The 22,528-nt window shown below is 46.0% G+C and carries 16 protein-coding genes and 1 pseudogene; 11 read left to right on the top strand and 6 right to left on the bottom strand.

The features are described 5' to 3' along the window. From IQ263_RS17115 to IQ263_RS17125, 3 genes are all read right to left on the bottom strand, one after another. A partial coding sequence (locus IQ263_RS17115) for an Hpt domain-containing protein (RefSeq protein WP_194068651.1) occupies positions 1-834 on the bottom strand: 834 nt, incomplete at its 3' end. A gap of 333 nt (positions 835-1,167) precedes the next feature. After that, the gene (locus tag IQ263_RS17120; RefSeq protein ID WP_194068652.1) at positions 1,168-6,960 is read right to left on the bottom strand and encodes a methyl-accepting chemotaxis protein; all 5,793 of its coding nucleotides are present in this window, start codon (positions 6,958-6,960) and stop codon (positions 1,168-1,170) included. A gap of 217 nt (positions 6,961-7,177) precedes the next feature. After that, positions 7,178-7,678, bottom strand: a complete 501-nt coding sequence (locus IQ263_RS17125) for a chemotaxis protein CheW (RefSeq protein WP_194068653.1) — start codon at positions 7,676-7,678, stop codon at positions 7,178-7,180. Between the two features lie 41 nt (positions 7,679-7,719). Here IQ263_RS17125 and IQ263_RS17130 point away from each other — a divergent pair, with 41 nt between their 5' ends. After that, positions 7,720-7,857 (top strand): hypothetical protein, encoded by a 138-nt coding sequence (locus tag IQ263_RS17130; RefSeq protein ID WP_194068654.1) that lies wholly within the window; start codon positions 7,720-7,722, stop codon positions 7,855-7,857. Between the two features lie 367 nt (positions 7,858-8,224). On the opposite strand, the gene IQ263_RS17135 is transcribed toward IQ263_RS17130, so the two are convergent. Continuing rightward, complete coding sequence (locus tag IQ263_RS17135; RefSeq protein ID WP_194068655.1) at positions 8,225-8,590, bottom strand: response regulator transcription factor; 366 nt, start codon at positions 8,588-8,590, stop codon at positions 8,225-8,227. A gap of 271 nt (positions 8,591-8,861) precedes the next feature. After that, the gene (locus IQ263_RS17140) at positions 8,862-9,197 is read right to left on the bottom strand and encodes a hypothetical protein (protein WP_194068656.1); all 336 of its coding nucleotides are present in this window, start codon (positions 9,195-9,197) and stop codon (positions 8,862-8,864) included. Positions 9,198-9,604: 407 nt separating this feature from the next. On the opposite strand from IQ263_RS17140, the gene IQ263_RS17145 reads away from it, so the two are divergent. The 6 genes and pseudogenes from IQ263_RS17145 to IQ263_RS17170 all read left to right on the top strand — a co-directional run bounded on the left by IQ263_RS17145 (position 9,605) and on the right by IQ263_RS17170 (position 16,659). Next, the gene (locus tag IQ263_RS17145; RefSeq protein WP_194068657.1) at positions 9,605-11,056 is read left to right on the top strand and encodes an EH signature domain-containing protein; all 1,452 of its coding nucleotides are present in this window, start codon (positions 9,605-9,607) and stop codon (positions 11,054-11,056) included. Positions 11,057-11,086: 30 nt separating this feature from the next. After that, on the top strand, positions 11,087-11,437 hold the full coding sequence (locus IQ263_RS17150; RefSeq protein ID WP_194068658.1) for a hypothetical protein: 351 nt from the start codon (positions 11,087-11,089) through the stop codon (positions 11,435-11,437). Continuing rightward, positions 11,347-12,081 carry a phosphoadenylyl-sulfate reductase gene (locus IQ263_RS17155; RefSeq protein WP_194068659.1) on the top strand — a complete coding sequence of 245 codons (735 nt, stop codon included), beginning with the start codon at positions 11,347-11,349 and terminating at the stop codon, positions 12,079-12,081. The genes IQ263_RS17150 and IQ263_RS17155 overlap by 91 nt, the downstream gene beginning before the upstream one ends. Before the next feature lie 325 nt (positions 12,082-12,406). Then, on the top strand, positions 12,407-13,360 hold the full coding sequence (locus IQ263_RS17160; RefSeq protein ID WP_228050126.1) for a class II fructose-bisphosphate aldolase: 954 nt from the start codon (positions 12,407-12,409) through the stop codon (positions 13,358-13,360). 425 nt (positions 13,361-13,785) lie between these two features. Then, the gene (locus tag IQ263_RS17165) at positions 13,786-15,996 is read left to right on the top strand and encodes a Tex family protein (RefSeq protein ID WP_194068685.1); all 2,211 of its coding nucleotides are present in this window, start codon (positions 13,786-13,788) and stop codon (positions 15,994-15,996) included. A 90-nt stretch (positions 15,997-16,086) separates the two neighbouring features. Next, positions 16,087-16,659: pseudogene (locus IQ263_RS17170) on the top strand (Uma2 family endonuclease). A gap of 289 nt (positions 16,660-16,948) precedes the next feature. On the opposite strand, the gene IQ263_RS17175 reads toward IQ263_RS17170, so the two are convergent. Beyond that, positions 16,949-18,028, bottom strand: coding sequence for a PIN/TRAM domain-containing protein (locus IQ263_RS17175; RefSeq protein WP_194068660.1), 1,080 nt, complete (start codon positions 18,026-18,028; stop codon positions 16,949-16,951). Between the two features lie 375 nt (positions 18,029-18,403). On the opposite strand from IQ263_RS17175, the gene hemW reads away from it, so the two are divergent. The 4 genes from hemW to IQ263_RS17195 all read left to right on the top strand — a co-directional run bounded on the left by hemW (position 18,404) and on the right by IQ263_RS17195 (position 22,495). Next, entirely contained in the window at positions 18,404-19,771 is a 1,368-nt protein-coding gene (gene hemW / locus IQ263_RS17180; protein ID WP_194068661.1) for a radical SAM family heme chaperone HemW, read from the top strand. 227 nt (positions 19,772-19,998) lie between these two features. Then, on the top strand, positions 19,999-20,256 hold the full coding sequence (locus IQ263_RS17185; protein WP_194068662.1) for a hypothetical protein: 258 nt from the start codon (positions 19,999-20,001) through the stop codon (positions 20,254-20,256). 96 nt (positions 20,257-20,352) lie between these two features. Then, entirely contained in the window at positions 20,353-20,625 is a 273-nt protein-coding gene (locus IQ263_RS17190) for a DUF1830 domain-containing protein (protein ID WP_194068664.1), read from the top strand. 304 nt (positions 20,626-20,929) lie between these two features. Next, entirely contained in the window at positions 20,930-22,495 is a 1,566-nt protein-coding gene (locus IQ263_RS17195; protein ID WP_194068666.1) for an FAD-binding oxidoreductase, read from the top strand. Positions 22,496-22,528: the final 33 nt, after the last annotated feature.

Here is a 22,528-nt window from a genome sequence, read left to right on the forward strand (position 1 = left end):
GATTTGGGGAGGGGTTTCGGATGCTGGTGATTCGTCTGTGGGTGGGGAGATTGGGGGGAGTTCGATCGCCCTTCCTTCCAATAGCTGCTGGCGGGCGGTTTGCAGGTTTTGGGCGATCGCCCAACCCTCGGACTGGAGGCGTTCTAAAGTCAAGTCTGGAAAATCGATCAAATCTCTCAGGGGTGCGGCGACTTTCCCAAAATCGGGCAATTGCAGCATTCCAGCCAAGCCGGAGAGTTGATAATAAACCTGGTTGAGGGCGGTGACGCTTTTTGCTAAATCTGCCTCAGAAGCTTGGGAAAGTTCGGTTTCCAGGCGATTGAAGATTGGCGGCAATTCGTGTTCAAAAATCAGTTTTAGGGTTTCCGGGGCTGCCGATCGACTGGCGGCGGGAACTGGTGGCGGTTCTGGCTTGCCGTACTTTGCCTCGAACTGGGCGTGAATTTGGGCGAGATCCTCCAAATTTGACCTTTGATCTGGAGTGCTGACATCTGAGTGATGAATGGATTCGACAGAAATCTTTTTGAGAGTATCCACCCCTTGCAGTAAAACACTTACAGTGGTCGCTTCCAGTGCCGACAAGTCCGTGCGATCGCGCAAAATGACAAAACAGTCCTCTAGGGTGTGAGCCGCCGCCGACACGTTTTGAAAGCCCAACATCGAACCCGCACCTTTAATCGAGTGAGCCGCCCGAAACATTTCTTTAACTGCCGCTTCTCGTTCTTGTAACCCAGCACCTTCCATCGCCAGCAGGTGAGTCTCCATTGACTGGAGAAACTCGCTGGTTTCTGCGGTAAAAGCATCTATTAATTCGTTTAAATCATCGTCATTCATATTAAATTAGTCATTAGTTAGTAGTCATTAGTCATTAGTCCTTAGTCCTTAGTCATTAGTTATTAGTCACTTCTTAGATGATATTCGGTTCATTTCAACCCGCCCCGCCCCACCGACAGAAATGCGATCCTCTTCTGCAAGCTTCGCTAACGCACTTTTTGCCTTGGGATGGGGCGGGTTTATGTAGATTCTCGGTGGGAATTAAACATTATTCGTGAATCCGCCCCTACAGGAATTAGGTTATTTAATGGAATTTGAGACGACCAATGACTAATGACTAATGACTAATGACTAATGACTAATGACTAATGACTAATGACCAATGACTGATGACTAACTGCGGAAATTCGCCACGGATTTTTGTAATTTTTCAACAGAACCGGACAGATCGTCCAAAGAAGCTTTGACATCCGAACCCTTTTGTGCAGTTGTATTAGCAATCTCGTTGACTTGCTGCATACTGTTAGAAATTTCCTCAGCGGAAACAGTTTGCTTGGCAGATGCGCGAGTAATATTCTGCACCAAAGCATTCATTTCTCGACTAACTTCGATAATAGCATTGAGGTGAGTTTTAGCTTCGCTGGCTAGTTTTGTGCCTTCGACTACCTCCAGCGTTCCCGATTCCATTGCCTTCATCACGCGGCTGATTTCTTCTTGAATTGTACCGACAATTTCCGAGATTTCTTCAGTAGCGCCGGCCGATCGCTCTGCCAACTTCCGCACTTCTTCGGCGACAACCGCAAAACCCAAACCTTGTTCGCCGGCTCTGGCTGCTTCAATCGTAGCATTGAGAGCTAACAAATTCGTTTGGGAAGCAAGTTGAGAAATCGAAGTGACAATTTTGCCGATTTGCTGCGAAGATTCGCCCAAACGCTTCATCATTTTTGAGGTTGAGGCGATCGTCAACCGGAGCTCGTTAATGCCTTCGACAGCGCGATCGACCGCCATACCGCCGACTTCAGCAGTGTGAGAAGACTGCTGGGCGACTGTTTCAGCCCGCACCGAAACATCTCGCACGTCGCGGATCGAATTCACAATCCGCTCGATTTCCCGCATGATGGCAGATATTTTTGTTGCTTGAACTTCCGCCTGTTGGGTGAGTTGGCTGGTATTGGTGATTGACTCGCCGGTGGCGGATGTTACCTGTTCGGCTAGATTTTGAATTCCTGTTACCACCTTCCGCAAAGAACCGATTAAGAAGTTGAAAGAATCCGCAACAGCACCTAAAACATCGTTGGTAACTTCCGCCCTGACTGTCAAGTCGCCTTGAGCCGCGCCTTTAATTTCTCCCAACAATTTGAGGACTTGTTGAGTCATAGAATCGGCTTCAGCTTTGCGTTCTGCTGCCAATTTTCCTAGCCGTTCTTCTGCCTCTTTGCGTTCGGTGATGTCAAAGCGGATGGCGATATATTTGACTATTGTGCCGCTGGTATCGAAGATGGGGGCGATCGTCGAATCTACCCAATAAAATGAGCCATTTTTAGACCGATTTTTGATTTCTCCTTTCCACACCAAGCCGCGCGAAATTGTCAGCCACATTTCAGCAAAAAATGCTTTGGGATGGTAGCCGGAATTGATAATGCGGTGGTCGCGGTGCAGCAGTTCTCCCATGCTGTAACCGGAGATTTGAATGAATCTGTCGTTGACGTAGGTAATCATGCCTTTGATGTCAGTTTCGCTGACGATCGCAGCTTCGTCTAGGGCATTTTGCCGCGTTTTGAGTTCTTGCAGCAAGCGTTGCTGTGTCTCGGCAAACTGCTGCATCTGCTGCTGGGATGCTCTTTCTTGGGTGACGTTGCGGCAAACGACTACACCGCCTTTGATTGCTCCCGTTTCGTCTTTAAGCGGCCTGCCGCTAATTTTTATCCATAGGCCCTCCGGCTGGGCTGCATGGCGGGTGAAAACATCTACGTCGTCTGGTGATTCTCCTCGAATTGTGCGCGCTAAAGGTATGTCGGCGGCGGGATAGGGAGTGACTCCATCTGGCAAAAATAAGCCGTATTTTCCCGACCACTCGTCGGGAAGAGTATCCGTTGAACCCAAGCCAAAGATGTTTTCGGCTGCGGGGTTGAACAAAACAAAATTGCCATTTTCGTCGGCAGCAATTATGCCGTCGCCAATGCTGTCTATTAGCAGTTGCAAGAGATTGCTTTGCTGGCGAAATTGCTCTTCGGAACTGGCTAATTGGGCGGTTGTTTTTTCCAGTTGCACCATCGCGTGTTTACTTTCGGTAACGTCGCGAGCCACTGCATACATGAGCTTTTGTTCGGTTTCCGGTCGCACTTTCCACGACAGCCACCTGTAGGAACCGTCTTTGCAGCGGTAGCGATTTTCAAAGAACTTTATTTCGCTGCCCTCGGTTATTCTTTTTGCTGCGGCTATGCTTTCTTCGCGATCGTCTGGATGGAGGAAATGGAGAAAAGATTGGTCTTGAACTTCTTCTAAGGTGTAGCCGAGGGTTGTTTCCCAAGCGGGATTGAGGCGCTTGAATTTGCCTTCAAAATCTAAAATACAAACTAAGTCTAGGGACAGGGTAAAAAATCGCTCGCGCTCTGCTTCGGCTTTTTTGCGATCGGTAATTTCGATCGCCACACCGCCGACACCCATCGGTTTGCCGTCCTCTCCGGCCAAAGGAAAGTAAGAAGCCAGCCAATCTCGGATTACACCCGGTTGATTGACGGTTGTTCCCGATACCTCAATGTTTAAAAATGATTGGTTGTTTGTCAGAACGCTCTCCAAAATCGGCTGCAGAGTATCGACCATTTCGGGTATCACTTCACTGACAGTTTTGCCGAGGTGTTCGGCAACTGACGGGCCGGTGGTTTCCGCTAATTTCTCGTTGACTTGCACGAAGCGCAATTGGTCGTCAAAGATAAACATGGCGGCCGGGGCGGCTGTAAAGAATGCGTCAAAGCGAGCTTGACGCAAAACTAATTCTCGTTCTAGAGCTTTGCGATCGCTAATGTCGCGAGCTTCTGGAATCAGCAGCACGACTTTGCCGTTGTCGTCTTTGATGGGTTTTAGGGAGAAGTCCACAGTCATCACAGCACCTCCAGCAACCAGCACGTCGGCTTCGTAGCGGACAAATTCGCCGGCGGCGGCGGCGACGACTGCAGCTTCGACTTTTTGCTTGGCTTCTGGGGAAATCTGCCACCACAAATTCTCGGCAAACTGCGTGCCCACGAAGTCTTCGCGCCCGAGTCCGGCGGCTGTCATGGCTGTTTGGTTGGCTTCTAAGACGGTGCCGTCGGGTTCTAGCAGCCCGACTAATTGGAACGATTGGTCGAAAATGGCTCGGAACAGTCTTTCGCGATCGCGCAGCATTTCTTGGGCCCGCTGGCGATCGCTGATGTCGCGCGTCACTGTGGCTAGGCCCACCGGCTCGCCTGTTTCTGGGTTTTTGACTGTAAACAGGGTGAAGTCAACGGGAATGTTGTCGCCGGTTTGAAAGTTTCTAAACTGGAATTCGCCCTGCCACAAACCGTCTCGCACAGTGGCGGGCAATATCTCTTCTTTGACAATCTTAGCGTTTTCTGGTGTGAAGAAGTCATACATATTTTTGCTTTTGACTTCTGCAATATTTTGCAATCCGGCGAGCTTAATTCCAGCGGCGTTAATGTATGTTGGCTCTCCCTCCATTGTTGCTATGCCGATAAAATCCGAGCTGCTTTCGACAAGCGAAATCAATCTTTTGTTTTCGATTTCAGCCAGCTTGCGCTCTGTAATGTCGTTGTTAATTTCTAAAATTGCCTTGGGTTTTCCATCTTCGTCCCGCTGCAAAGTCCAGCGGCTGAATACGGTAATTTGGGTTTGGTAATTGGTGGTGTGAATCAGTTCTCCTTCCCAATAATTCTGCTGTTCTAGCTGTTCTAAAATTGATGCTAAAGGTTGGGTAAATCTCGTATCAAACAGGCTGTGAGTAACTTTTCCTAAAGCTTCTTGCTTTTTCCAGCCGTATATTTTCTCAGCGCCCTGGTTCCAGTAATCGATCGTGCCGTCTAGCTCTCGAATAATCAAAGCATCGCTGGCTAGGTCGAGCATTTGCAAGTTCTGCTGCAAGGCTTGTTCCGCGCGCTTGCGGTTGGTGATGTTGCGGGCGATCGTTGACATAAATTCAACTTCTCCGCTGTCGGATTTGTGAGCAATAATTACTTGAGAAACCGGTATTTCTTCGCCTTCTAAAGTCTGCCAAATTGTCTCGCCGCTCCAAACTCCATCCCGACAAGCTGCGGGGATGCCGACGTTCATAATAGTATCGACACTTTTGGGCGATGTCACGTCGGAAATGCTGACTTCGGCTAAATTTGCCTCCTCGCCAACTTTTAACATTTCCCTGGCCGCGCGGTTGAGATAAATGGTGTGCTGCTGGGAGTCTGTCATCCCTACCCAGTCTGTTGTCGCTTCTAGGATGGCCTTGAGCCGCAGTAGCTGCTGTTCGGATTCGCGGCTTTCTGTGATATCGCGGGCGAAGCCGAGCATTCCTATAGTATTGCCTTCTGCATCTTTGAGCGGCAATTTCTGGGTGTCGAATACGTGTATTTTGCCGTCGGCTAAGGTGGCGGATTCGTTGGAGGCCGGCGCGTTTTTGTTGTCGGCGCGGAAGTTTTGGATTTGGTTTTGGGAGTCTGTTTGGGCGTGGGTGTTGCTGAAGATGCGATCGGCCCCGATGCCGAGCTCTAAATCATCTTTGCCGATAATTTCTGCTGGAGTTTTGCCGAAGGCGGCGGCGAAACCTGCATTGACTAGCGCGTAGCGGCGGTCTTGATTTTTGACGAAGATGCAGTCTGGGGTGGCGTCAATTACTGTCCGCAGCAAACGTTGGGAATTTTCTACTTTTGCCAGTGTTTGCCGCATTTGTTCTTCCATTTCCACGCGCTTGGTGATTTCTCGAATCGCGCAAACGAGGACTTTGCTGCCGGAGGCATCTACAAAGGTAGATTTTTTGACGGAGAAAAACTGGGTATTTCCGGCTGGGTTTGTGATAGTTTCTTGGGTTTCAATGCTCGTATTTGCCAAAAAGACTAATTGATTTTTTTCTTCATATATGTCTGCTTCTTCTTTCGGCAAAAAGTCGCGGTAAGCTTTGCCAATTAGTTCTTCTCGGCTGTAACCGATGTATTGACAAAAGGCATCGTTTAATGTTAACCATCGGTGCTGTTCATCTTTGACGTAAATCGGGTCGGGGATGGTGTTGAGGATATTGTTTAAAAATTGTTCCGAAGCTTTTAATTGCTCTTGAACAACGGTGCGATCGCGAATCTCTTGTTGCAATTGGGCGTTAGTTTGCGAAATTTGCTCGGTTCTTTCCTGGACTCGCTGCTCTAGTTCTGCCGTTAGCTGTTGCAAGGCCGCTTCTGTTTGTTTGCGTTTGGTAATTTCGCGGCCTTCTACAAGTATTTGATAGACTTGTCCAGTTTCATCTAACAGGGGTTTTAAGGATAGATCCATTACTATCAACTGGTTATTGAAGCCTGTGATTTCGTATTCTTCCCGCACAATTTGGCCGGTAGAGACTTGTTGAATGTTGGTTTTTATTCGCTGCTGGTTGGTTGAGGATGCTGCCCACCAAGGTGTGTGCCAAAATTTCTGTCCCAGCACTTGTGATTCTGGGAAGTTGCCTAATTCTAGCGCTGTCCGATTTGCTTCGATCAAAGTACCGTCTGGCTCTAATAATCCGATGATTTGAAAAGCTTGGTCGAAGATGGCTTGAAATCGCTGAGTAGTTTGGCTGAGGGCTTGTTCTGTTGCTTTTTTGGACTTGAGAATTTGGGTGGAACCTACTAAGAATTGGTAGCGGTTGGACAAGCTCAAAAATGCGATCGCCGGAATGACAGTCATCCAATCGGAGATAGTTTGCGCCACCGGGGAGTGCGGCAGTCCCAAGTATTCGGCGGCGTGGCCGCTGTGTCCGAAAGCGCAACTCAAAAATATGCCTGCTGTGACTGTGGCGAAGATGTCAAACCCAAATTGACGGTTTCGCCACAAACCTAAGCCGATCAGGAAGCCGATCGCAAAATAACACAAAGAAATGATGCAATTGGCAATCCCAGTTAGCATCGATGGAGAGAAGTCAGGTAATGTGAGGGTGAATGTCGTGGCGATCGAGCTATAGAACAATTTGATCATAAAATTTATAGTTGGCAAGTTAACTGCAGGCGATGGAACGATCAATTTTAGATTTTAGATTTTAGATTTACTCCATATTCTTCCTTCTTCCTTCTTTTCACCCGCTCAGCTTCGCCGTTATAGCATTCTTCCTGATGACGTTGGACGTTCGATGAGGGGAGGACAGCACTAATGACTAATGACTAATGACTAATGACTAATGACTAATGACTTCTACTTACCAGCGTTCGGAATGGGCGATGGCTTCGACATCGACTATCATGAGCAAGCGTCCGTCGGAATTGTACAAACCTTTCAAAAAAGGAGCTAAGTCAGGGCTGACATCTATCGCCGAGACAGTGCGATCGGGATTTAGAGATAAAACTCCTTCGACGCGGGAGACGGCCAATCCCATCCGCATCTTCGACAATCTCACGTCTCGGGGATCTGGCGCTTCCACCACTAAAATGCGGCTGCTTGGGTGGTGAGTGTCAACCGGTTCGATACCTGCAAACCCTCCGAAGTCTGCGGTTGCTAAGATTTCGCCCCGCAAGTTGGTTAATCCCAGCAAAAACGGCAGGGTGTTGGGAACCGGGGAAATCGGTTGTTCGCTGAGGGAAAGCACTTCTCGCACAGCCTCTAATTCTATGGCGAACAGACTGTCTCCTTGAGCGAAGATAAGAAATTGTTTTGTTCGACTTGTCTGATTCCCCGCTACGGTGGGAGCAGTTGCTTTCATTGTAGATTTTTTGTTTATAGTCTAGCTTACAAATTAGGATTTTGCTGTGCCAGGAAAGGGGAGCATCTCACGAGAGGGCAAAAACCGTCTTTGAGGAGTGCGATCGTCCAGATTCCGAGATTTATACCTATAGCGATCGCACTTTGTGTAATATCTTGTCCGGTCAATTATCCAAATAAAAAAGGTTCGATCGTTAGGAATGGGAGTCCGCATCATCTGAGGACTTGCATTCCGAACTCAAACTAATCTTAGTATAGTGATTCGATCGGAGATGATATAAATGCAAAACAGGTGTTATATCTCCGGTCTACGAGCGCAACAAAAACGTTTCGCAGTGCGGACTTCAGTTTGGTATAGGAACCAATCCGAACTCCGTTAATCGACCAGACACTATATTAAATAAATCGCGGATTTGACAATAAATCAACTTGCGATTATTATTAAAAGTAAAAATTTTAAGAAATTGTGAAACCCAGTTTTTTCAATAAAACGGGGTTTCTAGCTATAATGTTTTTTGTGAGAGTTAATGAAGGCTATATATTGTGTTTAGGCAGAAAGCAGGCGCTGCACGATGTTGACGAGTTGCTGAGGTTCAAAGGGTTTGCTGACGTAAGCGTCTGCACCTAAATCGGTTCCCCAAGCTTTATCAATGTCGGTGTTTTTATGAGTACAAAATACTACTGGTAAGTTGGCAGTTGCGCGATCGCCCCGCAATTCTCTGATCACTTCAAATCCGTTCATTCGCGGCATCACTACGTCTAAAACCACAAGATCCGGGGGTTTTTCTCGGATCAGGGCGATCGCTTCTTCGCCGTCGCTAGCCCGGATCGCGTCCATTCCGGCATCTTGAAGAATGCGACAGATGATTTCGAGTTCGCTGGGAACATCGTCTACTACTAAAATTTTTGACATAATTCCATACTTCCTTGCTGTTGTTGACAGCCGACAATTCAGGATTGAGAAGCTGGCGCGATGAGTTTCGCCCCGCGAAAGCTATGGTTGTTTGGCTGCACCCCGCCACCGAACAAATTAATTCACTTCTAAATACAATATAGCCGATCGCACTGCCGCTGCGGGCAGAAAAAAGTTTAGTTAACCAACAATATACGAGATGCAAACGGATTTTGAGGAATTTGGCAATTGGGATTTGGGATTTGAAATTATCCACTATTAGTTGCCAAATTTAAACTTCAATAATTACTCGCAAATTACCGCACTTTTCATTAACCAGACAGGCTATTGACGAACCCGATCGCTCAAATTTCCAATCCAGCAAAGTTGAGCAAATTTTTAAGTTATACCGCGACAGTTTGTTAATCGATTTTGGTAGTGCGGACTCGATAATTCGCAGTTGGTTGTTGGGGAAATCGGGGACTAAATTTAACATAATTTGCCAGAGTTGAAAAATACTGCGAGTTGCCCAAACTTGGGGCGAAAAAGCTACAGGATACTGCACGGGGCGATCTACATTAAAATTTATGGCGCGATAGATATTTGCTGCGGTAGGTTGTGCTGGCAAGTTCTCTTAACTGATAACTTCTTATCGCGTACAGTTAATTTAATAACATTTTAAATATTTAGTCTATGGTACCTAAGATGGAGATTTTTACATCGGCCGAGATCGCACTTTTTACCTTTAATTTTGATAGGACAGGGGTGCTAAACCGCAAACCAGCTTAATTGACTTCTACCGAAAGAAAGAATCCTACGCAATCGAGGCATTTTTCCCAGTAGCATCTTCCCTTAATATCAAAAGTTGTGTAAAATACTGCTATACAAGGGCTGACGCGCTGGCGATCGCCAAAACCAGCTTTTTCAACTCGCTCGCGCGCACTCCCCTGAAATGATTATCAAAAAAATCTCCGTTGATGCGCCACCAAATAAAAAATGCTAATTCAGTAATTTAATTGGGATAAATTTATAAATATGAGCGTTCAGTTTAGCGAGATTAAACTCCCTTCAATCCCCAGCCAGCAACAACCAGAAAAAATAAAAAACGCTGGCAATTTTACCCAGAAAAATAAGCCCAATGTACCTGAAGTGAAAGGGATATCGCGGCGAGGGATGACTGAAATTATAGCAGATATTCAGAACGAGCGAGGTGACAGCATTACTCCTCTGGAATGGACTTATTGTCTCTGGGCTAAAGCTGAATGGGATACCAAAAACCCCGATCGCGCCCCAGAAATATCCCAAGCTATTTGGCTGGTAGCTCAAAACAATGTCCGCCTGAAACAGCAGTTGCTGTGGCGCTTGGCTCTGCACCACAGCCACCAGTTAGAAAATCCTGTTTCTAGCAATGTTCCGGTGCTCGATCGCTCTTTGGTAGAGTGCTTTGCCGAATTTGCCAGCACGGCGGCGGGTATCGATGCTTTACCAGTACAAATTATTAAAATCCTGACTCGCGATAACTCTGATTACGAGCTAGCAAAACTCAGTTGGCAATATCTCAAAACCCCAACGGAGCTATTAGCAAAAGCTCAGTTACCCGCCACAATTCCCGCAGTCGATCGCGCTCAAGTACATCTTGCCGGAATTTTTGCTAAAAATCAGGTTTCCGATTTGTCGGGCGTAGAATGGCTGCTTAGGTGCTTGAAGGAAATGCCACCAGCGCCGCAACTTGCAGCAGTTGAAGAGTTGTTAGTGAAAATTTCGAGCGATATTCTCAAAAATCAAAGGCCGAAATTGGTTGAGTGGGTGCGAGATGAATATTATCCCAAATTGCAGTTAGTTTCGGCTCCCGCCCGAGAGTCGCTGATTCGATGGATTGGCGCACTAAATTACAGTTATTTCCAGAAAACAATTGATTTGGTGGCGCGGATGCTGCGGCTGTCTGATGCGGAAATTAAGCAGTTGGAGGAGCGCCGAGATTTTTGGGCAAATTATAGCGATCGCCTGAAGCGGGTGCGGTTGCTTTTGCCGCAGTCGTCTGTGAGCGCGATCGGCTACCAGTTGCAGTTTGATGTGGATATCTTACCAGAGGAGGGCGCTCCTCCAACTGAGGTCTGCATTTTTGAATTGGAGGAGTATTGTGCGATCGAGTTTTTGCGGGGCACCGGGGCGGAAATTCGGTTAATTGGGCGCAGTAAAGAGAGCGATCGGCTGTTGTTTGTCAAAAAAGAACTTTCAATTAAGCGCATCAGAAAATTAGGTGGCGAAGTGCACGATCGCGTTTTTATGTGGCAGAGTTCCTGTGAAAAGTGGCTAAAACAGAAAAATATTCTGCCCAATGAGGGGACTAAATCTTTTCAGGGAATGTCGCAGTATTACGGTAAATATGATGCTACAAATGGCTTGAGAATGCCGGAACCTCAAGAACAAAAAGAGCGCGAAGTTTTATTAAAAAAGTGGCAAAAAGAAATGGAATCTTTGTCATAACGATTGCGACTAATCAGTTGGTAGTGAGGAATGCGAGTCCGCAAAAATCAAGAAGGACTCACATTCCTCACTACAAACCTGGGCGAACTGTGCGACAGTCATATTTTCCCCGGTAGAATATTTTGGGTTGACCGAAATTGCCACAAACGGGCGATCGTCCTCCTCGATCTCTCCTCGCGGGTACAGCCGAAAAGACTGCCGCCAGATGCCGTCAAATTAATCAGTGAGATAGATACTGCGATCGGCTATAATCAGGGGCTAGAGGAAAAGAACACTGAAAACCCGAAAATATGGTTGCCATCCAAAGAAATCTCAACATTGCCGCCCTTGAAGCAGAATACAGTCAAAAAACACCCAGAGAAATTATCAAATTCGCCCTAGAAAATTTTGACAATATCTCAATTTCTTTCAGCGGTGCCGAGGACGTAGTTCTGATCGACATGGCCTCGAAAATCACCAAAAACTTCCGCGTTTTCACTTTAGACACCGGACGATTGCACTCAGAAACCTATCAGTTTTTAGATGCCGTCAGAAAACATTACGGTATTAAGTTAGAAGTAATGTTTCCCGATGCAGCAGAAGTACAAGCCCTAGTAGATGAAAAGGGATTGTTTAGTTTTTATGAAGACGGTCACAAAGAATGCTGTGGCGTGCGAAAAGTCAAGCCGCTGCGCCGGAAATTGAATACCCTCGATGCTTGGATTACAGGTCAGCGCAAAGACCAAAGCCCCAGTACCCGCAACGGTATTCCGGTCATTGAAGTTGACGGTGCTTTTTCAACTCCCGACCGTGAATTAATTAAATTCAACCCCTTAGCCAATTGGTCTTCGGCAGAAGTTTGGGAATACATTCGTGCTTTGGAAGTGCCTTACAACAAGTTGCACGAACGCGGTTTTGTCAGCATTGGTTGCGAACCTTGTACCAAACCAGTATTGCCCAACCAACTCGAACGCGAAGGTCGTTGGTGGTGGGAAGAATCGACGATGAAAGAGTGTGGCTTGCACGCTGGTAATGCACAAAAATAGTGCATAAAGTTGTATGGTGCGTCAGAGGGAAAATTATTAGTTTTTTGTCAAAATATTCAGCCCTGACGCACCATACAATAACTATTGTATAAGGTGCGTCGCTGTGAAATTGTCGATGTTTGTTTAGGAATTGTCGATGTATCCGCACCCTAGGGCTTCTTTCTTCCTGATGACGTTGTACGGAAAGCTCGGAGGCGATAGCACTAATGACTGATGACTGATGACTGATGACTGATGACTGATGACTAATGACTGATGACTGTTGACTAATGACTAATGACTAATGACTAATGACTGATGACTAATGACTGATGACTAATGACTAATGACTAATGACTTCTTCCATCTTCCTTCTAATTTTTTTTTAAGTCAGGTATTTATGCTCGCCTCAACTAGCGAATTGCTGAACACGGCCCGGAGAAACGCTTATGCGATCGGCGCTTTTAACGTGTACAATCTCGAAGGAGTAAAAGCCGTCATCGATGCCGCCGAAGCGCTGCAAAGTCCTGCGATGCTGCAACTTCACCCCAGCGCCCTCAAATACGGAAAATCGCCTTTAGTCGCGCTTTGCATGGAAGCCGCGCGCAAGTCTTTAGTCCCGATCGCAGTACACTTAGATCACAGCACCTCAGAAAAAGATATTCACCTCGCCCTAGCCGCCGGCATCAAGTCAATTATGGCTGACGGTTCTCCTTTGTCCTACGAACAAAACTTAATATTTACTCGCAAAATGACTGAATTATCCCACGCTAACGGTGCGGTGGTTGAAGCAGAAATCGGTCGAATTAGCGGCACAGAAGATGGTTTGACAATCGAAGAAAAAGCGGCTAAAATGACAGATCCAGTGGAAGCTGTAGAGTTTATTCAAGCAACTAAGGTGGATTTTCTGGCGGTAACAATTGGCAACGTTCACGGCAAATATTTCAGCGAACCGAAACTCGATTTTCCGCGTTTGGCAAAAATCCGGGCTTCTGTTTCGGTGCCGTTAGTGTTGCACGGCGCTAGCGGTTTGCCAGAATCGATGATCAATCAATCTATTAAATTAGGCGTATCTAAGTTTAATGTGAATACGGAAGTTCGCGATGCTTATATGGAGGTGTTAAAAACTAGCAATTCTTTGTCAGATCCTGATTTGTTGGAAGTTATGCAAAAGGCGATCGATGCTATGCGATCGGTGATTTCTGGCAAACTGCAACTTTTTGGTTCTGCGGGTAAGGCTTATTTGCATCAGTCACCTTACGCCGATGAGTTGACTGCAAATAGTGTTAGCAATAAATAAGCTTAATTAATCAAACTATTGTTAAATATTATTTTTTTTGTAGGGAGAAGCTTGTTTTTTTATGGGAGTCTCAAGAAGGACTGAATTCATCACTACGAGCCTGTGTAAAAAGTAGGGAAAAAGTAATTTTTAGGAGTTATAATAAGGACTGAATTTCTGAATGTAAACTTGTGACAAGAAGGACTGAATTCATCACTACGAACCGGTTTGCTCGGTGGGAAGGCGAGTCCTCTTTGGGAGTTAGAAGCAGGACTTTAGTCTGATTTTGACTGGTAATTTTGAAAAAATACTAGATTTATGCTAAAATAACTTTAATAGTGGCAAGACAATCGCCAACACCTTTCAAACTTTTATTGGAAACCTTTTTACCTTCTTCCGTGAAGTGAATCTAAAATCTAAAATTGACTGACCCAAAATTCTGTACTATGCTCAACATTCCTCAACTGATTGCTCAAGAACTTGACATCAATCTCTCCCAAGTCAATAATGCTCTGGAACTTTTCGCCGAGGGCGCAACTATTCCGTTTATTGCCCGCTACCGCAAAGAACGTACCGATTCCCTCAACGAAATTCATTTGCGGGATATTTCCGATCGCTTTACTTATTTGACGGAAATTGAAGACCGTAAAAAGTCGATTTTGGAGACGATCGCCTCCCAGGGCAAACTCACGGAGGAATTGCAAGCTAAAATTGAATCGTGCTTGCAAAAAAACGAACTCGAAGACCTTTATCTGCCTTACAAACCCAAGCGGCGGACGCGGGCGACAATTGCTAGAGAAAAAGGTTTGGAACCGCTGACAGAATTTATTAAGTCTCTGAACAAGCCGACTGCTCAACCGGCCGATATCGCAGCGGAAGCTAGCAAATATGTGTCGGAAGAAAAGGGAGTAAAAACTTCAGAAGAAGCTCTCAAAGGTGCTGGGGATATTTTGGCCGAGGCGGTTTCTGAACAAGCTGAATATAGAGCTTATTTGCGAGATTTTTTGATGAAAACTGGGGTTTTTGTCTCGAAAATTAAAGATGATTTCCCGGAAGGAAGCACTAAATTTGAAATGTACCGCAATTACCAAGTTGCAGCGAGAAGCGTTCAGTCGCACAATATGTTAGCGCTGTTTCGCGGGGAAACGGAGGGGGTTTTAGATTTAGACTTGGCCTTTGATGAATCGGCGGTGATGGCTTATTTGGAATCTCAGGAAATTAGAACTAAGATAGCAGCAGTTAAGGAGTTTTATCGATCGACATTGAAGGATGCTTTCAACCGACTGATGAAGACTTCCTTGATTACGGAAGTGCGATCGCACAACAAAGCCGCCGCTGATATCGAGTCGATCGCCACTTTTGAAACCAACCTCCGCGAGTTGCTGCTGTCGGCGCCGGCGGGAATGAAACCCACACTGGCGATCGATCCTGGATTTCGCACCGGTTGCAAAGTTTCCGCCCTCGACGAAACCGGGCAATTTTTGGAATATCAAGCAATTTTCCCGCACCAAGCCGCAGCTCAGCGACAGCAAGCTGGTAAAATTGTCAAGCATTTAATTGAAAAATATAAAATTGAATTAATCGCGATCGGCAACGGTACAGCTTCCCGCGAAACAGACGAGTTTGTATCGGAAGTTTTGGCCGAAATGGACAGAAAACCGATTAAAGTCATGGTGAACGAATCCGGCGCATCGATTTATTCAGCAAGCGATGTGGCGATCGCCGAATTTCCCGACCTCGACATCACAGTCAGGGGCGCAGTCAGCATCGGAAGGCGCTTGCAAGATCCTTTAGCCGAACTTGTAAAAATCGACCCGAAATCAATCGGAGTCGGTCAATACCAGCACGACGTTGACCAAAAACTGCTCAAAAAGAAACTCGACGAAACAGTCGAAAGCTGCGTTAACTATGTCGGAGTTGACTTAAACACAGCCTCCAAAGAACTGCTGACCTTTGTATCAGGAATGACGGCAACAGTTGCTAAAAATATCGTCAATTACCGCAACGAAAACGGCGCGTTTAAAAATCGCCGTCAACTCTTGAAAGTTCCCAAACTCGGCCCAAAAGCTTTTGAACAAGCCGCCGGCTTTCTCCGCATTCGCGGCGGCGAAAACCCCCTGGACAATACAGCAGTTCATCCCGAAAGTTATGCTGTCGTGCAGGCGATCGCCAAGGATTTAGACTTGCCGCTGACAGGAATAACACAAATATCGGAAAAAATCAAGACTGTAAATATTAAAAAATATGTCACAGAGAAAGTCGGAGAACCGACACTCCGAGACATTATTTCCGAACTCGAAAAACCGGGAAGAGACCCGCGTGCCGAGTTTAAATATGCCACTTTCCAAGCTGGAATTAAAGAAATCTCCGATTTGCAAGTGGGGATGGAATTAGAAGGCATCATCACGAATGTAGCTAACTTTGGAGCCTTTGTTGATGTGGGAGTGCACCAAGATGGTTTGGTTCATATTTCTCAATTAGCCGATCGCTTTGTAGACGATCCGAAACAGATTGTGAAAGTCGGACAAGTTGTGAAAGTGCGGGTTTTGGAGGTGAATGAGAAGTTAAAGCGGGTTAGTTTGACGATGAAGCTGCAAGAAAAACCGCAACCGCAAAATGGCAATACCGCGAGGCTTCCGGCCCCGCGCCGACGTTAAAAGTTTGGGGGAAAGGTGAACAAGGGCGATGGCGTTGGGCCCCGCAAGCTACGGCTATAATAGTGTAATCCTCACCAACCGCAAAATTATATGATTGCAGGTAAAAGCGACACCTATGTCTCTCCTGAAGATTATTTAGCAGGCGAGAAAGTCAGTCCTATCAAACACGAGTACAGGCAAGGTGAAATCTATGCAAGGGCAGGGGCAAGCAAAGCTCATGTTATCATTTCGGGAAATGTGTTTGCACTGTTGAGAAATCATCTTCGAGGAAGTGGCTGCATAACTTATATGGCAGATATGAAAGTTCGGATTGAGGCATCAAATTTCTATTACTATCCCGATGTAGCGGTTAGTTGTGATGAACGAGACAAAAATGCTGATGAAGATTTCATTCGCTACCCGCGCTTAATTGTGGAAGTTTTATCGCCGACAACAGCGGCTTTTGACAGAGGTGAAAAATTTGCCGATGACCGCACTTCTTAAAGTTTGCAAGAGTATGTATTAATCAATCAAGAAAGAGTTAGTGTAGAGTGTTTTAGACGAAATGCAGAGGGTTTTTGGGTGCTTTATCCTTACACTCAAGGGCAAGAAATTGAGTTAAAGAGTGTTAATTTTAGCTGTGCGATCGAGGCTTTGTATGAAGATGCGATCGAGATTGGTTGATTTTAATTACTCCTGAATCACTGATATTGATATGATTGAACCGCGAAGACGCAAAGGACGCGAAGGAAAAGAAAAGAAGAACAAGCTGCTAATTGCTATTTTTTCTTGGTAGCTTTCCAAGGGCCGCGGTAGAAGTAAAAAGGATTGTTTTTACTTGCCGATTCCCAACATTTAAGACACACAAAAAACCACTGCCCCGATTCGTCATACCGGGCGCGGTAGAGAGTCAGGGCAGATTGGAAAGATCGCAATATTTGATTCTGATTGCCGTGGTCATTGTTTCTGGGTTTCAAACAATAACGGATTCTTGAGGACGGGCGAATATCATGCGGCCTGCGCTAGTTTGCAGGGCGCTGGTGACTACGACTCTGGCTTCGGCACCGACGTAGCTGCTTCCTGCTTCTACGACTACCATTGTGCCGTCGTCCAAGTAACCGATTCCTTGAGAGGGTTCTTTGCCTTCTTTGCGGATTTTTAGTTCGATTGTATCTCCCGGCAAATAAGTGGGGCGCACTGCATGAGTCAAATCGTTGATATTCAAAACCGGCAGTTTTTGGACGGTAGCTACTTTCGATAAGTTGTAATCGTTGGTGAGCAAAATGCCGTCGATATCTAAGGCGAAGCGGACTAATTTGGCATCGACTGTGGCAATATCTTCGTAGTCAGCCGAGTGAATTTGAATCCGTTCTGGATATGTTTCTTTGATGCGGTTGAGTACATCTAAGCCGCGACGCCCGCGCACTCGCTTTTGATCGTTGGCGGAATCGGCTACGAGTTGCAGTTCTTGGAGCACGAATTGCGGAATAATAATTTGACCTTCGAGGAAACCTGTTTCTAGCAGGTTTTCAATCCGGCCGTCAATTATACAGCTTGTATCGACTACTTTGGCAGAGGCTGGTTTGAAAGTTCCTTCGGCTACCAACACCGTGTCTAAGCTTTTGGGGTTGATCAAGCGCAGGAAAGCACGGCCGTGGGTTTCTGTCAAGCCGACCCCTGTGAAGCCGAACATGACGCTACCCAATACTGCGACTAGGGGTTTGATAAAGCCGAATTCGCGGGGAATTGGCAGCAGGAACAGCGGAGCCAGCATTAAGTTGGCTACTAGCAGTCCGATGATTAAGCCGATCGCCCGCGTCAGCAGCATCTCCACCGGCATATCCCGGACTCTTTTTTCTACGCGCCGATAGGTTGTTTGAGCCACTAATCCGAACACGAAGCCGATTAATGCTCCAAACGAGCCTAGTACGGAACTTAAACCTTGTATATTTGTAACTTGCTCCAGCAGGTTGTTCGGTAGCAGCTCGACTCCGTAATAGCCGATGCCTCCGCCTGCGATTATGAATGAGATTATTATGATTGCGTCTAGCATTAGTTCTAGGTTAATGAATTTGTTTACATTATATCTTTCCCGTGCTGATAGTTTTTTCCGACGTTGCGGTCGGATATCGCTATCTTGATTCATAAATTTTAATGAACTTATATTTCGCGCCTCTACCGTGAAGGGGATGCGCGATCGAGCAAGAGTTAGATTTAGCGAGGTCTGCCGAGGGCATCTACCAGATACCAATACAGGAATCTCTGGCTATTCGGGAATTTCTGCCGATCGCCACCGATAGGAGGTGCAACTAAAATAGCCTATCGAACCCAGACCTTTATTGCTGAGAAACTGTCATAATATACATAATTATTAATGATGCTTTAATTAAAGCTTGAGATTTGAACTGGCAATTGTGGCAAAAGAGTAATGAACGCTACTACAGATTATTTAACATTTGAATTCAAAAAAAGCGGCCAAGCGGCAAATTCCGGCATTCCGAGTTCGGCTTACCTGCACGTACCTTTTTGTCGCCGCCGCTGTTACTACTGCGATTTTCCGGTTTTTGTGGTGGGCGATCGCAAAAATGGCGAAAATTCCGGCACAATCGTGCAATACGTTGCCGCACTGTGTGAAGAAATTCAAGCAACTCCAAATTTAGGCGCATCTCTGAAAACAGTTTTTTTTGGTGGCGGCACGCCTTCGCTGCTTTCTGTCAGTCAGTTGAGCCATATTTTAGAGACTCTAGACGGCAAATTTGGGATTGCTGCTGGGGCGGAAATTTCTATAGAAATAGACCCCGGTACTTTTACTTTAGAACAGTTGCGGGGATATGTAGCGGCGGGAGTAAATCGAGTTAGTTTGGGAGTGCAAGCTTTTCAGGATGAATTGCTGCAAGCTTGCGGACGATCGCACTCTGTGGCAGAAATTTTTGAAGCAGTAGAAATCGTGCGATCGGCCGGGATTGTCAATTTCAGTTTAGATTTAATTTCGGGACTGCCGCACCAAACTTTAGAACAGTGGGAAACTTCCCTTAAATCGGCGGTAGAAATTGGCCCGACTCACCTGTCGAGTTACGACTTAATTGTTGAGCCTGGAACGGCCTTCGGGCGCTACTTTGAAGCAGGCGCGCAGCCGCTACCGGCAGATGAAACTGCTGCTGAAATGTACCGTTTGGCGCGATCGATTTTGACTGGGGCTGGCTACGAACATTACGAAATTTCTAATTACGCTAAGCCCGGTTATCAGTGCCGCCACAACCGCGTCTATTGGGAAAATCGCCCTTATTACGGTTTGGGAATGGGGGCGGCGAGTTACGTGCAAGGGCGGAGGTTGACAAGACCTCGCAAAACTCAAGAATATTATCAGTGGGTGCGATCGATCTGTGCGATCGCTTCAGCAGCCACCCCAAAAACAGGAGAGGAAACCCCGCAGGATATTTACCCAGCACTCGATCAAAATGTTCAAGTCTCAGAAAATGACATTTTGTTAGAAACGCTGATGCTAGGCTTGCGTTTAACAGAAGGAGTTAGCCTTTCGGCGCTGACTCAACAGTTTACGCAGCAAACAGTCGATCGAATTTGGGATTGTTTGCAACCCTACTGGCGGCTGCGATGGGTGGAAATCGTGACAGCCGATCGGGAGATTTCCTACGGAATAGATCCGCTTGACGCAACTTTAGCCGAAGGCGCGAAACTGCCGCTTTCAGGAAATTTGAGGTTGAGCGATCCTGAAGGTTTTTTATTTTCCAATACAATTTTAGCCGATTTGTTCAGCCAGCTAGGCAAGGATAACTAACTGGCCTCTGAGCTGTACTCCCTCAGACAGTAACCGAGGGCGATCGAGCCAGGGCAGCAAATTAAAATTAGAGAAAAATTAATTGCTCCCTAGTTTGATTCCGTCAAAAAAGATATGTTTTCTATCGATCCCTAAACAAAACTTAAAATCGAACTAAGCCTTGAGGTAGACGCAGCGACTGAAATCCGGCTGTCATACTTGAGATTGAAGATTTGAAAAAGATATCGATGGAAACTCTAACTCTCAAACGCCAGAACCTTCACAGCGAATCCATTCTTGTAACTAGCGATCCGCCCTGCACTTCTATTTCTAAATGCGCTTTTTGCTGTTACTACAAAGATCCAAAAGGATCGGTTGGTCACTGTCAATTGTTGAATGCACCTGTGAGGGGAGGATGGAAATCTTGCACCTTAGCAATGTCGCCTTTTGCACCTTCTTGGGAACAGGTAGAAAAAGGCAATGTTTCCCCCAGAGGCATTTATTAATATACCCAAAGTATGTTTATTTTTTATTGTAATATGTTATATTAAGATCGGGCGAGCAGCCGATGGATTACACAATTTCACAAACAAGTAAAAAAAATGAATTTGACAATGAATGAGGTGATTGCCGAACCTAATACGCGCATTTTGTGTTGGTATCTCAACAATACTAGCAAAGTGCAAATTGCTCGAATTACAAATATTCCTAATTGGTATTTTGAGCGGACGGTGTTTCCGGGAGAACGTTTTTTGTTTGAAGCGGTACCGGAAGCTAAATTAGAAATTTGGACAGCCGCAGAGACTGGTGGTGTGGCGTGCGAACCAATTTTGTGCGATCGACTGCAAGTAGAAGAATTAAGCACCGCTGATTGAACTGCAACAAAAATGGTAGGGTGCGTCAGTTTTGACATCTTAAAATCGTGCCGAAAAAGTCTCATGCTGACGCACCCTTGATTTAATTCCGGGCGTGCGTCAGCATGAGATTCTTGGTTTGTCGCCAAAATAGTTGTAGCTGACGCACCCTACTTATCAGAAACCAGGTTTCTGGCGTGATTTATCGTTAAGCCCAAAACTCCTAGAAACCGGGTTTTTGGCCCCACATCAGCCCTAAAACTCTCTGAAATATCGATCTAAGCTAAATTATAGAAAATCCACCGCTCTTCAATCTTAAAACCCGATGTCCCTCACCGAACAAATCCTCTCCCAAGTGCCGGGAAATGCCCTTGAAGGCCTGCAAAAGGTCGATCGACTCTGGAACAACCTCAAACAAAACACCGCACCAGCACCCCAAGCAGTCAAGCACAACCAACAACCCCTCGAAACCCTCGACTTCGACATAGTTATCGGCGGCGGAACCCTAGGAATACTCATCGGAACAGCCTTAGCCGTGCGGGGTTGGCGAGTAGCCCTACTCGAACGCGGCATCCTGCGAGGGCGCGACCAAGAATGGAACATTTCGCGCAAAGAATTAGACGCATTCTTAGAACTAAATTTGCTGACTGCTGCTGAAATAGACAAAGCAATAGCCACCGAATACAACCCAGCCCGCATCAGCTTTGCCAACACCCCCGACATTTGGGTGCGCGACGTACTAAACATCGGAATAGACCCAGTTTACCTCCTCGAAACCCTCAAACAAAAATTTCTCCAAGCCGGAGGCAAACTATTTGAAAACACACCATTTAAAACAGCAACAATTCACCCCAACGGAGTCGCAGTAGAAGCGGCAATTACAGATTTACCGACAGCCGAAAATTTATTTAAAACCAGATTATTCTTAGACGCAATGGGACATTTTTCCCCCATTGTCCGCCAAGCCAGACAAGGGAAAAAACCCGACGCAGTATGTTTAGTAGTCGGCACTTGCGCCCAAGGATATCCCAAAAACGAAACCGGCGACATATTTGCATCCTTCACCCCAATGCAAAATCAGTGCCAATACTTTTGGGAAGCATTTCCAGCCAGAGACGGGCGCACTACTTACTTATTTACCTATATAGACGCTGACACAGAAAGATTCAGTTTAGAAACATTATTTGAAGAATATTTGCGCTTGCTGCCCCAATATCAAAACGTCAAACTCGAACAGTTAAAATTCCAAAGAGCACTCTACGGATTCTTTCCCTGCTATCGCCAAAGTCCTCTAAAAATGCCTTGGAATCGCATACTTCCAGTCGGAGACAGTAGCGGTAGCCAATCGCCCCTCAGCTTCGGCGGTTTCGGCGCAATGGTGCGCCACCTCAAACGATTGACCCTCGGAATTGACGAAGCTTTGACAAGCGAGAGTTTAGACAAAAAATCCCTTGCACTTTTGCAACCGTATCAGCCGAATCTATCTGTCACCTGGTTGTTTCAGCGTTCGATGAGTGCTGCGATGAATCAAAAAATAGATCCCAATCAAATCAATCAACTGTTGGCTGCTGTATTTCAGGTAATGGAAGAGTTGGGAGAACCGGTACTCAAACCGTTTCTGCAGGATATTGTGTTATTTCCGGCTTTGTCAAAAACCCTGTTTAAAACAGCAATTAGTCATCCTGGATTAGTGATGAAAATCATTCCGCAGGTGGGAATAGCTAATTTGCTTGATTGGATGGTTCATTATGTAAATTTAGGAATTTATACGGGATTGCAGCCGTTAGGGAAAGCGGTAGAACCGCAGGTTAAAAATTTGTCTGCAGAACAGAAATTTTATTTTAACCGATTAGTTGAAGCGTGGCAATACGGCGCGGGAGGCGATTATTAATTTGGTCAGTAATTGGGTTTGTAGTGAGGACTT

The organism is Tychonema sp. LEGE 06208 (assembly GCF_015207505.1).
In the GTDB taxonomy this organism is placed as follows: domain Bacteria; phylum Cyanobacteriota; class Cyanobacteriia; order Cyanobacteriales; family Microcoleaceae; genus Microcoleus.